A 17,020-nucleotide genomic window follows, 5' to 3' on the forward strand; every position below is an offset into this window, starting at 1 on the left:
TGCCCACGACTATCCCCCGCCTGTGCGCGGGGCGGCCAGATGGCCTCGCCACAGTGCGACCCGGCATTGTTGTGCTCAGGCCACAAGGTCAGGGGATGAGTTTCACCTCGGGATACCTCGCGCTCGGCCCTTCGAACAGCGGTGTCCTGCGCCCCTTGAGATGCAGGTCGAAGAAGGCGGTCAGATAGGCCCGCTGGGCGGCGACGGCCCTGGCCGGGTCGATCGCGCCGATCGCCGCGGCGGGCGGCCTGACGGCGACGGCGTCGGTGAAGGCGTAGTGCGCGGCGCCGGTGAAGCGCAGCTCACGCTTCCATCCGGTCGAACGCTCCCAGAAGGTACGCCAGCTCGGGTCGCTGTCGCGGGTGTGCGCCTCGGCCGCCATCTGCAGGAACGGCTTGGCCACCCCGGTGCCCGCCACCGCTCCCCTGTGCCCACCGTCGAGGTTGACCCCCGCGTCGACCCTGGCGTCGTCGTGCAGGAGCTCGGCCGCGGCCGATCCGCCCATCGAGTGGCCGAACACGCCGACCCTGCTCATGTCGAGGTCGAGCCCGGCCTTGCGCGCACGGGCGCCGAGCCGGTCGAGCACGAACCTGAGGTCGGCGACCCGTACGGCGAGCGCCTTGGCCATGTCGTCCTGGGTCGGCCTGGCCGGGACCCTGGCCCGCTCCAGCCTGCCGCCGGGGAACTCCACCTGCGCCGCCTCGTAGGTGTGGTCGACGCTCACCACGGCGTAGCCGCGTGCGGCGAGGTCCTCGACCAGGGCCGTGCCGAGCGTCCTCGGTCCGCCGAAGCCGGGCGAGAACAGCACCACGGGCAGCCCCCTGCCGCTCCCGGCCGCGGGCGCGCCCACCCGGGCATGGGTCCTGGTCGCCGCCCAGTCCACCTCACCCGGTGTGGTGCCGAGCAGCGCGGGCGCGAGCGTGCGGTCGAAGTCGGCCGCGGCCGGCGGCGTCATGTGCGGCGCGAGAGGCCGCCCGTGCGAACGCCTCGCCGGGTACCAGACGCTCACCATCAGCTCGCGGTAGGGCCGATCGGCCACCCAGGGGTCGGGTCTCGACGCGTCGACCAGGTGCACGGCCACTGTGCCGATCGGTTGCGGGAGGGTCGGTCTCGGCAGCGCGACGGTCGTGGCCGCCATGATCAGACTGAGGACGACGCCAGGCATGAATCGCTCCTTCGTTGGGTTCTCCAGGAGCCTTTCAGCCGGTGATCGGCCTGCCTTCGTGCCTGCGGACGACCTGGGCGTGCGACTTCCGTAGCCCGCGAAGATGATCATCATCCGGGAGCGGCACTTGTCCGTCAGCCCCAACGGGCCGCCCGCGCTTGGCCGATCGTCCATGGTCACGGCCGTCGGCGCGTACCTAACGTGGAGCACACGTTGTCGACGGCACGAAGGGCTGCACCGCATGAGCGTTCTCGACACCCTGGACGAGCTGCTGGCCAAGGCCGCGCAGGAGGCGGGCGCGCCGGGTGCGGCCTTCGCGGTGAGTGCGGGCGGACGGCTGTACGAGGCCGCGACCGGCGTGCTGAACCTGGAGACCGGCGTGCCCGCCACGACGGCCGCGCTGTTCCAGGTCGGCTCGACGACCAAGGTGTGGACGGCGGCGCTGGTCATGCAGCTCGTCGACGAGGGGCTGGTCCGGCTCGACAGCCCGCTGCGCGACCACCTGCCCGGCTTCGCGCTCGCCGACGAGGAGGCCGCGGCGCGCGTCACCATCAGGCAGCTGCTCACCCACACCGGCGGCTTCGAGGGCGACGTCTTCACCGACACCGGCCGGGGCGACGACTGCCTGGCCGAGTACGTCGCCCTGATGCGCACCGCCGGGCAGATCGACGCGCCCGGCCGGAGCTTCTCCTACTGCAACGCCGGGTTCAACCTGCTCGGCCATCTCGTCGCCACCCTGCGCGGCACCACCTGGGAGCAGGCGATGCGCGATCGCCTGTTCACCCCGCTCGGCGTACGGCACGGCGCGCTCATGCCCGAGGAGGCGATCCTGTTCGCCACCTCGGCCGGGCACCTGCCGGACCCGGAGACCGGCGAGCCGGTCGTGGCCCGCCCGTGGAGCATGCCGAGGGCGACCGGCCCGGCGGGAAGCGTGCTGTGCCTGGCGCCGAGCGAGCTCGTCCGCTTCGGTCTGATGATCCTCAACGACGGTGTGTGCGAGGACGGCACGAGGATCCTGTCGAGCGAGTCCGTGCGGGCGATGACCGGCCCGCAGTTCGCACTGCCGCCCTTCCCGGGGGTCGGCTCGCACTGGGGGCTCGGCTTCCAGCTGCCCGACTGGGGCGGCAGGCTCTACGCCCACAGCGGCGGCACCTTCGGCCAGTACACCCACTGGTGGACCGTGCCCGGGCACGACGTGGTCGTCGCCCTGTCGATCAACGGCGGCGACATGGGCCCGCTCGCCGATCTGGCCGCCTCGCTCATCGCCGAGCTGACCGGCCTTCGCCGCCCGGACCTGCCCGTGCCGCCGGACTCGCCCGAGCCGGTCGACCTGTCCCCGTACCTGGGCAGGTATGTCACCACCGTGATGGACAACGAGGTCACCGAGGCCGACGGCCGCCTGCGTCTGACCAGTGTGCCCAAGGGGCTGTTCGCCGAGCTCGACCCAGCGACCAAGGTCACCGACTTCGTCCCCTACCGCGAGCACGGCTTCATCGCGCCCGACGCCGTGCACGGCGCGCACCGCGTCATCACGTTCGTGGTCGAGGACGGCACGGCCACCCATCTGTTCGAGGGCAGGGCCGCCCCTCGCGCCTGAACCGCCGTCCCCGCCGCATCGTTTCCGTGGTCGTGCCCTGAGATCCTCTGACGCTGGGAGGATCGGCGACGATCGGCGGGAGAGAGCGCATGCACGAGTCCAGGCTCAGACGGCTGCTGAGCGAACTGCGCGCGTGCGAGCCCGCGACGCCGGGCGAGGACGTGCTGCCGCGCATGCTGACCGCGCTCGCGGCGGTGGTCAGCGCCGACGTGGTCGCCTACAAGTCGGTCGACCTCAGGATCGGCGAGGTCGAGCAGCACCCGTGGCCGCCGGTGGGGCTCAGCGAGACCCTTGAGCGGACCTTCGTCAGGCTGCTGCCCGAACATCCCCTGCTCGGCCCGCTGGGACGGGCGGGCGCCGCCGTCGGCCCGCTGCGGGTGAGCGACGTGGTGACACCCCGCCAGTGGCACGGCCTCGACCTCTACCACGAGTTCTACCGGCCGCTCGGCATCGAGTACCAGATGGCCGGGGTGCTGAGCGCACGGCAGAGCGTGCTGTCGATCATCGCGCTCAACCGGGTCGACGCCGACTTCAGCGACGCCGATCGGCAGCTCGTCGAGGTCGTGCAGCCCTACCTCGCCGCCCTGGTGCGCGCGGCGCATGCCACCACGTGGCTGGAGTCGGCCCTGGTCGCACTCGACGCGCTCGACGACTCCAGCCACGGCGTGCTGCTGCTCGGCCCGCACGCCACGGCCAGGTCGGTCAACCGTACGGCCCGCGTGCTGATGGCGGCGCACTTCACCAGGCGGGCCAGGGACGGCGGCCCGCTGCCCGATGAGCTCACCGGCTGGCTGGCCGCGCACCGCGGGGCGGCGGCGCCCGGCGGGCCCGTGCCCGATCTCGTGCTGCAGCACGGCGACAGGCGGCTGACGGTCAGGCTGATCCCCTACGGCTCGCACGGCGCGCTGCTGCTGTCGGAGACGACGACCAGACAGGCGAGCGCCGGCCCCCTGTCGGCAGCGCTGTCGGCGACACTGTCGGCGCGGGAGTGTGACGTGCTGCGGCTGGTGGCGCTCGGCCGGACGAACGAGCAGATCGCCAGGGCGCTCGGGATCAGTCCGCGCACGGTGGAGAAGCATCTGGCCAACGTCTATCCGAAGCTCGGCGTGACCAACCGCACCGAGGCGGCGATGCGCGTCTTCGGTGGCGGCGAGCGCGCCTTACCATGATCGCTTTCATTCGACGACATCCCACCTGACCCCACCACGAACATTATGTATTGACGCTCCCGCAGCTTGCGGTTAACGTCATCTCAAAATTAAAAGGAAACCTTACTATTAGTTTCCTGATGACGTTCTCCCATCCCACCCCCACAACCCCCCAATCGGATGTCGGAGCATCATGAAAAACAGCGTCCTCAGTAAGTTCCTCGTCGGTGTGGCCGTATTAGCCATGCCGCTGACCGCCGCGGTCGTCGTGCCGACCGGGGCTTACGGCTCCACGTCGTCCTCGTCCGTGGCCGCCTTCGCCGCCTGGGCTCCGTACACCGCCTACGCGACGGGTGCCCGGGTCACCTACAACGGGACCGAGTACGAGTGCCGTCAGGGGCACACCTCGCTGCCCGGCTGGGAGCCGTCGAACGTCCCCGCTCTGTGGAAGGTCGCGACCGGCGGCGGTGACACCCAGGCCCCCACGGTCCCGGGCAACCTGCGCTCGACCGGCGCCACCAACACCAGCATCACGCTGGCGTGGAACGCCTCCACCGACAACGTCGGGGTCACCGGCTACGACCTGTACCGCGGCGGCACGCTGGTCACCACGGTCACCGGCACCACGTACACCAACACCGGCCTGACCGCCGGCACCGCCTACAGCTTCACCGTCCGCGCCAAGGACGCCGCGGGCAACGCCTCGGCCCAGAGCGCCGCGGTCAGCGCCTCCACCACGGGTGGCGGCGGCGACCTCGAGGCTCCCTCGGTGCCGGGCAACCTGCGCTCCACCGGCGTCACCGCCGCCAGCGTCTCGCTGGCGTGGAACGCCTCCACCGACAACGTCGGCGTGACCGGCTACGACCTGTACCGCGGCGGCACGCTGGTCACCACGGTCACCGGCACCACGCACGTCGACAGCGGCCTGACCGCGAACACGGCCTACACCTACACGGTGCGCGCCAAGGACGCGGCCGGCAACGTGTCGGCGCACAGCAGCTCCGTCACCGCGACCACCACGGGCGGCGGCGGCGACCTCGATGCCCCCTCGGTGCCGGGCAACCTGCGCTCGACGGCCGTCGGCTCCAGCAGCGTCTCGCTGGCCTGGAACGCCTCCACCGACAACGTCGGGGTCACCGGCTACGACCTGTACCGCGGCGGCACCTTCGTGCTGACCGTCACCGGCACCACCCACACCGACAGCGGCCTCAACCCGAGCACGGCCTACACCTACACGGTGCGCGCCCGTGACGCGGCCGGCAACCTGTCGGCGCACAGCAGCTCCGTGACCGCGACCACCACCCCCGGTGGCGGCGGCGGCAACAAGGTGCTCGGCTACTTCGTGCAGTGGGGCGTCTACCAGCGCGCCTACCACGTGAAGAACATCGACACCAGCGGCTCGGCCGCCAAGCTGACGCACATCAACTACGCGTTCGGCAACGTCCAGGGTGGCCGTTGCACCATCGGTGACTCCTACGCCGACTACGACCGCTTCTACCAGGCCGGCGAGAGCGTCGACGGCAAGGCCGACACGTGGGACGCCGGCGCCCTGCGCGGCAACTTCAACCAGCTGCGCAAGCTCAAGGCGAAGTACCCGCACATCAAGATCCTCTTCTCCTTCGGCGGCTGGACCTGGTCCGGCGGCTTCGGCCAGGCCGCGCAGAACCCGACCGCCTTCGCCGACTCCTGCTACAACCTGGTCGAGGACCCGCGTTGGGCCGACGTCTTCGACGGCATCGACATCGACTGGGAGTACCCGAACGCCTGTGGTCTGAGCTGTGACACCAGCGGCTTCGCGGCCTTCAAGACCCTCTCGCAGGCTCTGCGCACCCGCTTCGGCAACAACAACCTCGTCACCGCGGCCATCACCGCCGACGGCACCAGCGGCGGCAAGATCGACGCTGCCGACTACGGAGGCGCGGCGCAGTACCTCGACTGGTACAACGTCATGACCTACGACTTCTTCGGCGCCTGGGCGAACACCGGCCCGACGGCCCCGCACTCCCCGCTGACCAACTACACCGGCATCCCCACCCCCGGCTTCTACACCGACAACGCCATCCAGAAGCTGAAGAGCAAGGGCGTCCCCGCCAGCAAGCTGCTCCTCGGCATCGGCTTCTACGGCCGAGGCTGGACCGGCGTCACGCAGGCCGCTCCCGGCGGCACCGCGACCGGTGCGGCTCCCGGCACCTACGAGGCGGGCAACGAGGACTACAAGATCCTCAAGACCCGCTGCCCCTCCAACGGCACCATCGCGGGCACCGCATACGCCCACTGTGGCAACCAGTGGTGGAGCTACGACACACCGAGCACCATCGGCGGCAAGATGACCTACTCGAAGAACGAGGGCCTCGGCGGCGCGTTCTTCTGGGAGCTCAGTGGTGACACCACCAACGCCGAACTGCTCACGGCCATGAAGAACGGCCTGAACTGACACCGAGCGCACCACACTTGGTTCCTTAGGCACTCAGGCGTGTAGCACCTAAGAACCGAGCCAGGGCCGGCCCCCCGCGATCCGGGGCCGGCCCTTCTCGTTGCCTCACCAACATTTACAGATATGTACGGAAATCACGCCTAACCCGCGTCAACATCACTGATATCGCAGCAAAAGCGGAAATCGACGATGAAGGACGCGGCGAAAGTCAGCGAATGGCGGTGAACAGCGTGTGCGTCGCCGATCTGGTCAGGTCGTGCCGCTTCACCTGGCCCAGGCCGGCCCCGGTCAGCCAGCCCTCCACGGTCGCCGACGACGACACGCCGCCGCCCTGCGTGTGCCACAGGTTCAGCGCGAACCCGGCCGTGAAGGCCGCCTCGGCGGCTCCCGCCCGGTGCTCGGCGACGGTCTCCAGGATCAGCACCTGACCGCCCTGCCTGGTCGCCGCCACGGCCTTGGCCACGATGGCGGCGGCCTGCTCGGCGGAGAAGCTGTGCAGCACGTTGCACATCAGCACGACGTCGTACTCGCCCTCGACGGGATCGGCGGTGAGGTCGCCCTCCTGCCAGCCGATCCGCTCGTGCCCGCTCCTGCCGAGCGCGCCGGGCAGGTCGAACACGGTGGCGTTCAGCAGCGGCGAGGCCTCGCAGAACGCCGCACTGTAGGCGCCGTGCCCGCCACCCAGGTCGAGCAGCGACAGCGGCACCCCTTCGGGCAGGGTGACGAGCTGCGTCACCTCACCGGCCAGCCAACCGGCCAGCCCGCCCTGCAGCGACTGGAACCGCTCTGAGAGCGCCGGCCTGCTCTCCAGCCACGCGTAGAAGTCGCCCCTCGGCTTGCCCGTCTGCACGGCGGGCGCCAGGTCGGTCCACAGATCGGCGAGTATGGTCTGCCAGATGAGCAGCACCTGGCCGTACTGGGAGGGCGACGACGCGCACAGCCAGGCCGTGGCCACGCCGGAGTTGGCGTAGCGGTCGCCGGTGCGCTCCACATAGCCGGTGGCCTGCAGCAGGCCCAGGAGGTTGCCGAGACCCTCGGCTCCGGCGCCGACGGCCTCGGCCAGGTCGGGGAGCGTACGGGGTCCTTCGGCCAGCGCGTCGAAGACGCCGAGCCGCAGGCCGGTGGCGACGGCATGGGTCGCCATCGCACCGACCAGGTCGAGCAGGGGCGCCGGAGCCTGCCCCTCGGTGAAAGCGACGGCCTCGTCGGGGGGCAGGTTGAGCGGCATGCGATGTCCTTCTCGTGTCGGGTGTCACCCTGAGGCGACGGGATCCGGCTTCTCGTTCTTCTCTTCGACGGCCTCGTCGTCGGCGACCGTGTCGGGCAGTGTGGCCTCCAGCGTGCGCAGGCCACGGGTGAAGGCGGTGATCGCGGCGAGCGCGGCCAGCAGGACGGCGTCGAGCAGCAGCACGAACGCGATGCCCCGCCCCTCGCCGACGCCCACGACACGCCCGACACTGTCGGCGAGAGCGCCTCCGGGCAGCAGCAGCGGCCCCGTGACGAACTCGGCGACCGGCGCGGCCAGCAGATAGGCGATCGGTGTGGCCGCCGTGCCGAGCGAGTGCGCGGTGCCGAGCACCCTGCCCAGCACGCCGGGCTCGACCTTCGTCTGCAGCACGGCCTGCGAGGAGCCGCCCACCACCGGCAGCGTGAACAGGAACGCGGCGGCAGCCGCGCCGACCAGCCAGGGCGAAGGCTGCAGCGTGTGCAGGAACAACGCCACGGCGCCGATCGCCATGAACAGCGCGATGCCCTTGATCCTGGCCTTCGGCCCGCCCCACAGGCCCATGACCAGGCTGCCGCAGAACATGCCCGCGCCTCCGGCCAGCATGAGCACGCCGAGCACGTCGGCCGTCGCGAACGACAGGATCAGCGGCTGGACGAGCACACCGGCGGTGGCGAAGACGAAGTTGAAGCCGGTCTGCACGAACACCAGATTGAGCAGCTGCGGCTTGGTCCGCAGATGCCGCCACCCGGCGACCACGTCGGCGCGCAGCGTCGGCGCCTGCGCGTCGCCCGCCGGGCGCAGCACGGAGGCGGGCAGCCTGACCACCAGCAGCGTCAGCACCGCGACGGCGAAGGTCGCCAGGTCGATGAGCAGCACACCGGCCATGCCCACCGCGACCATGAGCGTCCCGGCCAGCACGGGCGCGGCGATCTGGGTGGCCCACGAGATCTGCATGATCCCGTTGGCCCGGCCCAGGTGCCGCTTGGGGATGAGCAGCGGCGTCATGGCCTGGTACGTCGTGGCGTGGAAGGTGCCGCACGCCGCGCCGATCGCCGAGGCCACGTACAGGTGCCAGATCGCGAGCGAGTCCTCCCTGATCAGGAAGAAGATGGCGATCGTCGGCAGGGCGGCCAGGCAGTCGGTGACGACGAGCACCCAGCGCCTGTTGAACCTGTCGACCACGACCCCGGCGAAAGGCCCGATGAGGATGCCGGGCAGCAGCCCGCACAGCATGACGAGTGCGAACTGCGTGGGCGACCCGGTGGTCTGGTAGGCCCACACGCCCAGGACGAAGCCGGTGAGGCTGGAGCCGACGCCCGACAGCAGCGAGGTGATCCAGACGACGGCGAACCTGAGCACGTCGCCCGCTCCCTTGGCGGGTGCGGGCGCCACGTCCTCTTCCACTGTGCTCATGAGCGGATCACCTCTACTACGCCGGAGATCGTGGGGTTGTCGAAGAAGTCGTCGAGCGGCACCTCGACGCCGAGGCGCTTGCGCATGCGCGCGATGATCTGGGTGATCGTCAGCGAGTGGCCGCCCAGGTCGAAGATGTCGTCGTCGAGCTCGATCGGCGACATCTCGAGCACCTCCTCCCAGATCTCCCTGATCTGGAAGGACAGCGGGTCGCCGTCAGCGGCGGGAGCCTCGGTCCTGACCTCGGGCGCGACGACCGGCGCGGCGGAGGCGGCGGGCAGGTTGGGCAGGTCGAGCACGACCGGCGGCGCGATCTCGGTCAGCAGGCCGAGCGGCGCCAGCGGGTCCGTGGACACGGCCGCGAGCAGCGCACGAAGATCTTCGGCGAATCTGCCCACGTCGATCCCTTCCGCGGGGTCATGGCGCACACTGGCAGTGACGCTCTCCGCCCCCGCGACGAACTGCAGCTGCAGCGACCCCCTGACCGCGTGGTTGAACGTCAGCCAGTCCACCGCGCCCAGCCGCGACTCGCCCGCCAGCCGCCGATAGCTGATCGAGACCGGCGTGAGCGCCGCGTACGGCTTCAGCCCCGAGACCGCCCTGGCCATCGGCACCTCACGGAAGCGGTAGACCTGCCTGAGCTCGGCCCGCACCTCGGCCGCGAACGCGGCGAACGGCGTCTCGGCCGAAGGGCTGGTGAACAGCGGCAGCTCGTTGACGTACGGTCCGACGAGCCCCTCCTCGCCCTGCTGCCTGGTCGACAGGTCGAGCGCGGTGACGACGTCGGCGTTGCCGTAGGCGCGCAGCAGCGTGTGCACGGCCGCGACCAGCACCTCGAACCTGGTCAGGCCCTCCAGCGAAGGCACGGTGCACGCGAACGTCAGCTCCGCGCCGTCGGAGGCGTGCCGCGAGCTCAGCACGGCTCCCGGCACCACGGTCGAGCCGGGCTCGCGCCAGCGCGACTTCCAGAACGCGCCCGCCTCCTCCAGCAGCGCCTCGACGCGTCCGCGCTGGGCGGCGGCGTTGTGCGCGAAGTCGGTGCGGTCGAGAGCGGCGGGCGTGCCGCCCTCGTACAGGGTGGCGAGGTCGGCGACCAGCACGTCCTTGGACAGGCCGTCGAAGACCGCGTGGTGGGCCACGACCAGCAGCGACCGCCCGGCCAGCGCGAACCTGACGAGCGGGCCGCTCTCCAGGTCGAACGGCCGGGTGATCTCCGCCTGGAGGAGCTCGCGGTCCTCGTGCAGCACGACGAGTTCGGGCGCCGTGGCCGCGGGGACCAGGTGCAGGACGCCGTCGCGGTCCTGCAGCGCCTGGCCGAGCAGCGGATGCCGCTCCACCAGCGCCTGACACGCCCGGCGCAGCGCCTGCTCGTCCGCCTCGCCGTCCAGCTCGATCAGGATCGGCATGTGGTGCACCGATCCAGCCCCGGTCAGCTCGGTGATCCACATGCCGTGCTGGGCGAAGGAGACCTGGCTCATCTGCGGCGAACGCTTGGCCTCCTCGATCGCGCCGCGCAGCGACGAGGGCGCCCGGTCGCCGAAGCGCTCCAGGTAGACCCGCATGTGGTCGGGCGCGTCGGTGAGGAAGGGGAAGTCGCTGGCGACCATGTGCCTGATGCCGAGCAGCGGCACCGGGCTGCCCAGCGGCAGGAAGTCCGGGTTCCACAGCCCGCTCTTGGGCGGCGGTCCCGGGTAGAACTCGCCGACCATGAGCCCGGCCGTCACATAGTCGGACTTGAGCTCGACCTGCGCCTTGTCGATGACGTCCGCGGCCTTGTCGTCGGGCAGGTCGGGGAAGAGCACCAGGATCGTGCGGTACTGCGGCGAGACGCCGGGCGGGGCCACCAGGCGCTGGAACCAGTCGCGGTAGCCGCCGAGCGTCTTGACCATCTCGGCGGGGGTCGGCTCGCCCTCGAAGACCGCCATGTAGAAGGTGCCCTTGTCCAGCGCGGTCTGCGCGTACGGACAGACCGGGCCCTTCCTGCCGAGGTCGGGGTGGGGGTTGCAGAGGTACTCGCGGGCCCAGGACACGATGCGGGTGAGCGGCTCGCGGTAGCGGACGACGACGTCGTGCTCGCCGTCGAGGTCGCTCTGCTCGATCAGCAGGCGGGAGGGGTGGGTGGGATCGGTGAGCATGGTGTCAGTGCCCCTTCCTGACGAGCTTCCTCAGTGCGGCGACCGCGGTGAGACCCGCGAGCGCGGCTGCGCTCCAGCGCAACGCCCTGTCCTGCCGCCTGGCCTTCGCGAGCGCGTCGCCGTACGGCATCGTGGTGTGGGAGATCATCGTGTACAGCGGGATCCAGCGGCCGGGCAGCACCCTCGACATGAGCAGGTCGGCCTGCCTGCGCGCCTTGTGCAGGGGGGAGCGCACGCCTTCGCGCAGCTCGATGAAGTTCGCCCGCGACAGGTCGTCGAGTACCTCGGTGTGCGGCTTGCGGCGGCTCTGGAACGCGGCGAACGCCAGGTCGGGATCGTCGCCGTGCTCGTCGAGGCACTGGTCGAGGATCAGGCAGTCCTCAAGGGAGGAGTTCATGCCCTGGCCGTAGAAGGGGTAGACGGCATGACAGGCGTCGCCGATCAGCACGACCTTGCCCTCGTGCTGCCACGGCGAGGTACGGATCGACACCAGATGGGCGATCGGATGGTCCTCGTACTCCTTGGCGAGGTACGGCATGACGCCGAGCGCATCGGGGAAGCGCTCGGCGAAGAAGGCCTCGACGTCGGTGACCTCGGCGAAGCTGCCCGGCCCTTCGTAGGGCAGGAAGAGGGTGGCGGTGAGGGAGTTGTCCCTGTTGGGATGGGCGACGATGAGGCCGTCGCCGCCCGGCCACACGTGCAGCGCGTCCAGGCGCACCCTGGCCGAGCCGTCGTCGGCCGCCGGGATCGACAGCTCCTTGTAGCCCCAGTCGAGGAAGTCCTGGTGGTGGTCGGCGCGCAGGCCCTTGTGCAGGTTGGTGCGCACGGCGCTGAACGCGCCGTCCGCCCCGACGACGACGTCGGCGCCGACCCGCCTGCTCTCGCCGCTCTCCTCGTCGACCACCTCGACGGCGGGCGCCTGGCGGTCCAGTTCGACGACGCGCTGGCCGAAGTGGAAGCTCACGCCCGGCTGCGCCGCCGCGTGGTCGATGAGCAGGGCGACGAGGTCCCGGCGGAAGACCGAGTGCAGGATCTCGTCCTCGCGGCTGCCGTAGGCGTGGAAGATCGGCTCTGCGGCTCCCCTGTGGATGACCCGGCCGCGCATGGGGACGGTGAGCGGCCAGATGCGGTCCATCAGGCCGATGCCGGTCAGGGCGCGTACTCCCCTGGCCGACAGGCCGAGGTTGATCGACCTGCCTTCGGACTCGAAGTGGCCGCGCGGGTCCTGGCGGCGCTCGTACACCGCGACCTCGTGACCTCGTCTGGCCAGGTAGCAGGCCAGCAGGGTGCCCGCGGGCCCCGCGCCCGCGATCAGGTATTTCATCGCCACTCCTGGGTGGTCCACGCGGTCGGCAACATCGCGCGCGGAGGCGCTGGTTCTGGGCGGGTCTCCAGCGAGTCGCCGTCGTCCTGCCGGGGGGCGAGTGACTGCGGGACTTCAGCCATGTCTCTCCTTGGAATCGGCGGTCCCTGCCAGGACGCCGGTGGCGATGAGATGGGCGAGATGGCCTTCGAGCAGGGTGGATGCGGGCGGACACACCAGTCCTGCCGAGGCCAGCGTGCGTTCGGTGAGCGTGCAGTCGAAGGTCGGGCCCTGGGCGCCGCCGTACTCGGCGAAGAAGCGCGGGAAGGCGGCGACGGGCAGGGGCTCGCCCGCCGCCAGGCGCTCGCGTACCTCGGCACGCCAGGTCGCGCCCGGCACGAGGGTCACCGGGAAGCCGTGCGCCCGCAGTCCGTCGGCGAGTTCGGCCGAGCCGAGTGTGAGCTGGTTGTAGTGGTGGAACTCGCCCTGTACTCCGGCCCTGGCCAGACGGCCGATGGCGGCGGAGATGTGGTCGACGGGCGACATGTCGAGGTTCTCGCCGTCGGGCACACTGCCCATGAGCACACAGGTGGCGAAGAACCTGCCGAGGAAGTCGCCGGGCGGGCACGCGCCGGTGTCGGTCGCGCCCGCGATCCTGGCCGGCCTGTGCACGGTGACCGGCAGGCCGGTCTCCCTGGCCACCTGGGCCAGCCGGTCGCCCACCCACTTGCTCTGGTCGTAGCCCGGGTGCAGCCGCTCGGGGTCGGGCAGCGGGTGCGACTCGAACACCACACGCGCCCCCGGCGTCAGATGCACGCCGAGCGTCGAGACGACATGCAAAGGCGTCGTGACCGCGCCACGGCAGGCCAGCCTGATGACCTCCAGCGTGCCCAGGACGTTCGCCGGACGCAGCCGCTCGTACGGCCTGACGAAGTCGACGAGGCCGCCGCTGTGCACGATGAGGTCGAGTTCGTCGGCCAGGGTGTCGAGCCGCGCGGGCGTGAGGCCGAGCCCCGGCAGGGCAAGGTCGCCCTGCTCTGCGACGATCCTGGCCTCGTACTCGTCGCGCCAGAGCCCGTATCGTTCCAGGTTGAGGCGCACGCGCTTGACGGGCGCCTCGCCGCGCACGAGGCAGTGCACGGTGGCCTCGCCGTCGCTCAGCAGGTCGGCCAGCAGGTAGGCGCCGAGGAACCCGGTCGCCCCCGTCAGCAGCACCCGGCGCGGCGGCCCCACGGGCACCGGCCCGCCCGACACCACCAGATCGGCGGGCAGCGTGGCGTCGCCGTACAGGTCGGGCGCGGGCGCCTGTACGGCGACGCCGTCGATGCGGGCGGCGAGGTCGGCCAGGTCGGTGGCGGCGAAGAAGACGCCGAGTTCGACCGTGACACCGGTGCTCGCGGCCAGGCGGTTGACGGCCTTCGGGGTGAGCAGCGAGTGCCCGCCGAGGTCGAAGAAGTTGTCCCTGCGTCCCGCCCTGACCCCGAGCGCCTCCTCCCACACGGCGGCCACCGCGCGCTCGGTCGGCGTGCGCGGGCTCTCGTAGGGCACGCTCTCGGCCTCGGGCTCGGGAAGCGCACGGTAGTCGATCTTGCTGTGGGCGGTCAGCGGCAGCGCGTCCAGCATGACGACGGACTGCGGCACCATCGCGGCCGGAAGCCGGTCGGCCAGGTAGGCGCGTAGTTCGGCCCTGGCGACCGGCTCGCCGACCAGGTAGGCGACGAGCCTGCCCGCGACGGCGGTGACGACGGCCTCGCGCACGCCCGGGTGGGTCAGGCAGGCCGCCTCGACCTCGGCGGGCTCGATCCGGACCGCGTTGATCTTGAGTTGCCTGTCGACGCGGCCGAGGAAGTCGATCTGGCCGTCGGCCCTGCGCCTGGCCAGGTCGCCGGTCGCGTACATGGTCGCGCCGGGCTCGCCGGAGAACGGGTCGGTGACGAACTTCTCCGCCGTCTGCTCGGGCAGCCCGAGATAGCCGAGCGCCAGGCACGGCCCGCCGAGGAAGAGCTGCCCCGGCACGCCGATCGGCGCCAGGGCCCCGGCGGCGTCGAGCACGTAGGCCCGGACGTGCGGCAGCGGCGTGCCGATCGGCAGGTGGGTACGTCCGGCCAGCTCGGATGCGTCGACCGTTCGGTAGACGGTGGCGCACACGGTGGCCTCGGTGGGGCCGTAGTGGTTGAAGAAGGCGAGCCTGCCACCGGTCAGCCCGGCCCACGTGCGTACCCGCTCGACTGGAACGCTCTCACCGCCGACCATGACGGTGGACAGGGGGCCGGGGTCGACGCGTCCCCGGTCGGAGAGGTCGTCGACCCACTGCTGCCAGAGCGCGGAGGGCACGTCGACCATCGTGATCGTGTGCTCGGCGCACAGGGCGAGCAGCTCGGGGCCGCCGAGCGCGACCGGGTCGGGGTGCAGCACGATGGCCGCGCCCCTGATGAACGCCGGGTACAGGTCGCCCGCCGAGGCGTCGAAGCTCAGCGGCGGCACCATCAGCACCCGCTGTCCCGGCGCGAACCCGTGCAGGTCGGCGAAGGCGTTCGCCAGCCTGACCACCGTGTCGTGCCCGACCACCACCCCCTTGGGCGTGCCGGTGGAGCCCGATGTGTAGATCACGTACGCGGGGACGTCGCCTTCGCGCGGCGGGCGCTCGGTCGCGGGCTCGGCGCACAGCTCGGTCACCGTGACGACCGGTGTGCTCAGGCCGAGGTCGTCGGCCACGGTCACGACGGCGAGCGGCGCGCCGCAGTCGGCCAGCAGCGCGGCCAGCCGTTCGACCGGCTGCGTCGGGTCGAGCGGCACGTAGGTGGCGCCCGCCTTGAGCACGCCGAGCAGGGCGGCGATCGCGTCGGGACCGGCCTTGGCGATCAGTGCGACGGCCTGGCCCGGCCGTACCCCGCGAGCCGCGAGGCCGTTCGCGACCGCTTCGGCGCGGGCGTCGAGCTCGCGGTAGGTGGTGGTGCCCGCGAGGGTGACGACGGCGGCGGCGTCGGGTGTGCGGGCGGCCTGCTCGGCGAACAGCGCCTCCAGCCTCGGCTGCGGCTCGGCCGCGATCGGCCTGGCGCCGTCGAGCAGCACCCCGCGCTCCTGCTCGGGGAGCATCTCCAGCTCACTCAGCCTGGCCTCCGGCCTGGCCGCCATCTGGCCGAGCAGGCGCTCCAGGTGCCCGCTGATGCGTTCGATCGTGGCACGTTCGAAAACCTCGGCGCTGTAGGAGAACATGAACTGCAGCGCGTCCGGATAGACGACGACATCGAGCGCCAGGTCGAACTTGTTCGAGGCCAGCCCCGACTCCACCGCCTCGCCGCGCAGCTCGCCCAGCTTCAGCGGCTCGCCGTCGGGATTGCCGAGCATGACCATGGTCTGGAAGACCGGCGGGATCGCGGGATCACGCTCGACGCCGAGCTCGCCGACCACCCGCTCGAACGGCACCGCGGCCTTGCCGAAGCCGCGTAACAGGCTCTTGCGTACCTTCTTGAACAGATCCCTGACAACCGGGTCGCCCGAGAGGTCAGCCCGGACGGCGAGTGTGTTGATGAAGAGGCCGAACACCCCTTCGAGCTCCTCCTCGTCGCGCCCGGCGATCGGCGTTCCGACGCAGAAGTCGTCCTGGCCGCTGTGACGCCGCAACAGCACCTGGTAGGCGGCCATCAACACCATGAACGGCGTGCACCGCTCGGCCCTCGCCACCCGCGAGACGTCCTCCCACAGGGCGATCGGCATCCGGTGGATCACCATGCCGCCCTCACCACCGCGTACGGCCGGGCGGGGGCGGTCGATCGGCAGCTCCAGGATCGGCACGCCGGTCAGTTCGGCCCGCCAGAAGGCGAGCTGCTCACTGTGATCCCGGTCACGCTGAGCGGCCGCGTAGTGGCGGTACGGCGGGCCCGGCGGCGTGTCGATCGGCTGTCCGGTCGAGTACGCGCTGTAGAGGCGGTCCAGTTCGGGGAACATGACCCGTTCCACGGACCAGGCGTCACCGATGATGTGGTGCATCACGATGACCAGGACGTGCTCGTCGGCCGCGACGCGGATCAGGCTCACCCTGACCAGTGGGCCCTCGGCCAGGTCGAGTGAGGCGTTGGTGCGTTCGGCCACGAGGGCGGCCAGCGCCTGCTCCCCCGCGCCACCGAGGTCGACCATCTCGATCACGACCGGCTCCGGCGGCCTGACGACGGCCACGGGGGCGCCGTCGACCTCGGGAAAGACCGTTCGCATCGACTCGTGTGCGGCACTGAAGTCGCTCAGCGCCCTGGCCAGCGCGCTTTCGTCCAGTGGGCCGCGTAGCCGTACCGAGACGACCATGTTGTAGCTGGAGTCGCCTCCGGCCAGTTTGTCCAGGAACCACATGCGTTCCTGGCCGTGGGACAGGACGGAGGTGACCAGGTCACGGGGGATCTGGTCGCGCGCCGCGGGCGGGTGTTCGGCGGCAAGGGACATCCTGACCGTCTCCCTCATGGGTGGATCTGTCAGCGGGGTGTCACAGGGATTTCTGACTGGAGACTTGACAAACCATCTCTTAGGAAAGTTTCCTATCAGTTAATCGGCCTGATGGTACACACTGAGGTCGAAGGCGGACAAGCGCCTTCGGCCGACCGACCAT

10 protein-coding genes are annotated in these 17,020 nt (G+C 71.0%); 3 read left to right on the forward strand and 7 right to left on the reverse strand.

What is annotated here, in order from left to right:
- Positions 1 to 88: 88 nt before the first annotated feature.
- The gene (locus ACTWNK_RS40910; protein ID WP_474310356.1) at positions 89 to 1,165 is read right to left on the reverse strand and encodes an alpha/beta hydrolase family protein; all 1,077 of its coding nucleotides are present in this window, start codon (positions 1,163 to 1,165) and stop codon (positions 89 to 91) included.
- Between the two features lie 241 nt (positions 1,166 to 1,406).
- Between ACTWNK_RS40910 and ACTWNK_RS40915 the strand changes: the two genes are divergently transcribed.
- The 3 genes from ACTWNK_RS40915 to ACTWNK_RS40925 all read left to right on the forward strand — a co-directional run bounded on the left by ACTWNK_RS40915 (position 1,407) and on the right by ACTWNK_RS40925 (position 6,344).
- On the forward strand, positions 1,407 to 2,762 hold the full coding sequence (locus ACTWNK_RS40915; RefSeq protein ID WP_474310359.1) for a serine hydrolase domain-containing protein: 1,356 nt from the start codon (positions 1,407 to 1,409) through the stop codon (positions 2,760 to 2,762).
- 89 nt (positions 2,763 to 2,851) lie between these two features.
- Positions 2,852 to 3,931: a helix-turn-helix transcriptional regulator gene (locus ACTWNK_RS40920; protein ID WP_474310361.1), complete on the forward strand. Its 1,080-nt coding sequence runs from the start codon at positions 2,852 to 2,854 to the stop codon at positions 3,929 to 3,931.
- Between the two features lie 172 nt (positions 3,932 to 4,103).
- The gene (locus ACTWNK_RS40925; RefSeq protein WP_474310362.1) at positions 4,104 to 6,344 is read left to right on the forward strand and encodes a glycosyl hydrolase family 18 protein; all 2,241 of its coding nucleotides are present in this window, start codon (positions 4,104 to 4,106) and stop codon (positions 6,342 to 6,344) included.
- A gap of 208 nt (positions 6,345 to 6,552) precedes the next feature.
- Here the strand turns inward: ACTWNK_RS40925 and ACTWNK_RS40930 are convergent, their stop codons facing one another.
- From ACTWNK_RS40930 to ACTWNK_RS40955, 6 genes are read right to left on the reverse strand one after another with little or no spacing between them, the layout of a single operon-like run.
- A complete protein-coding gene (locus tag ACTWNK_RS40930) occupies positions 6,553 to 7,572 on the reverse strand; it encodes a methyltransferase (protein ID WP_474310364.1) in 1,020 nt (339 codons plus the stop codon).
- Between the two features lie 24 nt (positions 7,573 to 7,596).
- The gene (locus ACTWNK_RS40935) at positions 7,597 to 8,985 is read right to left on the reverse strand and encodes an MFS transporter (protein ID WP_474310366.1); all 1,389 of its coding nucleotides are present in this window, start codon (positions 8,983 to 8,985) and stop codon (positions 7,597 to 7,599) included.
- The gene (locus ACTWNK_RS40940; protein ID WP_474310367.1) at positions 8,982 to 11,120 is read right to left on the reverse strand and encodes a DUF6875 domain-containing protein; all 2,139 of its coding nucleotides are present in this window, start codon (positions 11,118 to 11,120) and stop codon (positions 8,982 to 8,984) included. Before ACTWNK_RS40940 ends, ACTWNK_RS40935 begins: the two co-directional genes overlap by 4 nt.
- Positions 11,121 to 11,124: 4 nt before the next feature.
- Positions 11,125 to 12,444 (reverse strand): FAD-dependent oxidoreductase, encoded by a 1,320-nt coding sequence (locus ACTWNK_RS40945; RefSeq protein ID WP_474310369.1) that lies wholly within the window; start codon positions 12,442 to 12,444, stop codon positions 11,125 to 11,127.
- On the reverse strand, positions 12,441 to 12,566 hold the full coding sequence (locus ACTWNK_RS40950; protein ID WP_474310370.1) for a hypothetical protein: 126 nt from the start codon (positions 12,564 to 12,566) through the stop codon (positions 12,441 to 12,443). Before ACTWNK_RS40950 ends, ACTWNK_RS40945 begins: the two co-directional genes overlap by 4 nt.
- The gene (locus tag ACTWNK_RS40955) at positions 12,559 to 16,875 is read right to left on the reverse strand and encodes a non-ribosomal peptide synthetase (protein WP_474310371.1); all 4,317 of its coding nucleotides are present in this window, start codon (positions 16,873 to 16,875) and stop codon (positions 12,559 to 12,561) included. Before ACTWNK_RS40955 ends, ACTWNK_RS40950 begins: the two co-directional genes overlap by 8 nt.
- Positions 16,876 to 17,020: the final 145 nt, after the last annotated feature.

It is taken from the genome of Nonomuraea sp. IBHARD001, assembly GCF_056106265.1.

Excerpts from the sequence above, each read along its gene's own strand:
- ACTWNK_RS40910 (WP_474310356.1), bottom strand. The coding sequence starts at position 1,165 with ATGCCTGGCGTCGTCCTCAGTCTGATCATGGCGGCCACGACCGTCGCG.
- ACTWNK_RS40935 (WP_474310366.1), bottom strand. The coding sequence starts at position 8,985 with ATGAGCACAGTGGAAGAGGACGTGGCGCCCGCACCCGCCAAGGGAGCG.
- ACTWNK_RS40955 (WP_474310371.1), bottom strand. The coding sequence starts at position 16,875 with ATGAGGGAGACGGTCAGGATGTCCCTTGCCGCCGAACACCCGCCCGCG.
- ACTWNK_RS40950 (WP_474310370.1), bottom strand. The coding sequence starts at position 12,566 with ATGGCTGAAGTCCCGCAGTCACTCGCCCCCCGGCAGGACGACGGCGAC.
- ACTWNK_RS40940 (WP_474310367.1), bottom strand. The coding sequence starts at position 11,120 with ATGCTCACCGATCCCACCCACCCCTCCCGCCTGCTGATCGAGCAGAGC.
- ACTWNK_RS40945 (WP_474310369.1), bottom strand. The coding sequence starts at position 12,444 with ATGAAATACCTGATCGCGGGCGCGGGGCCCGCGGGCACCCTGCTGGCC.
- ACTWNK_RS40930 (WP_474310364.1), bottom strand. The coding sequence starts at position 7,572 with ATGCCGCTCAACCTGCCCCCCGACGAGGCCGTCGCTTTCACCGAGGGG.
- ACTWNK_RS40920 (WP_474310361.1), top strand. The coding sequence starts at position 2,852 with ATGCACGAGTCCAGGCTCAGACGGCTGCTGAGCGAACTGCGCGCGTGC.
- ACTWNK_RS40915 (WP_474310359.1), top strand. The coding sequence starts at position 1,407 with ATGAGCGTTCTCGACACCCTGGACGAGCTGCTGGCCAAGGCCGCGCAG.
- ACTWNK_RS40925 (WP_474310362.1), top strand. The coding sequence starts at position 4,104 with ATGAAAAACAGCGTCCTCAGTAAGTTCCTCGTCGGTGTGGCCGTATTA.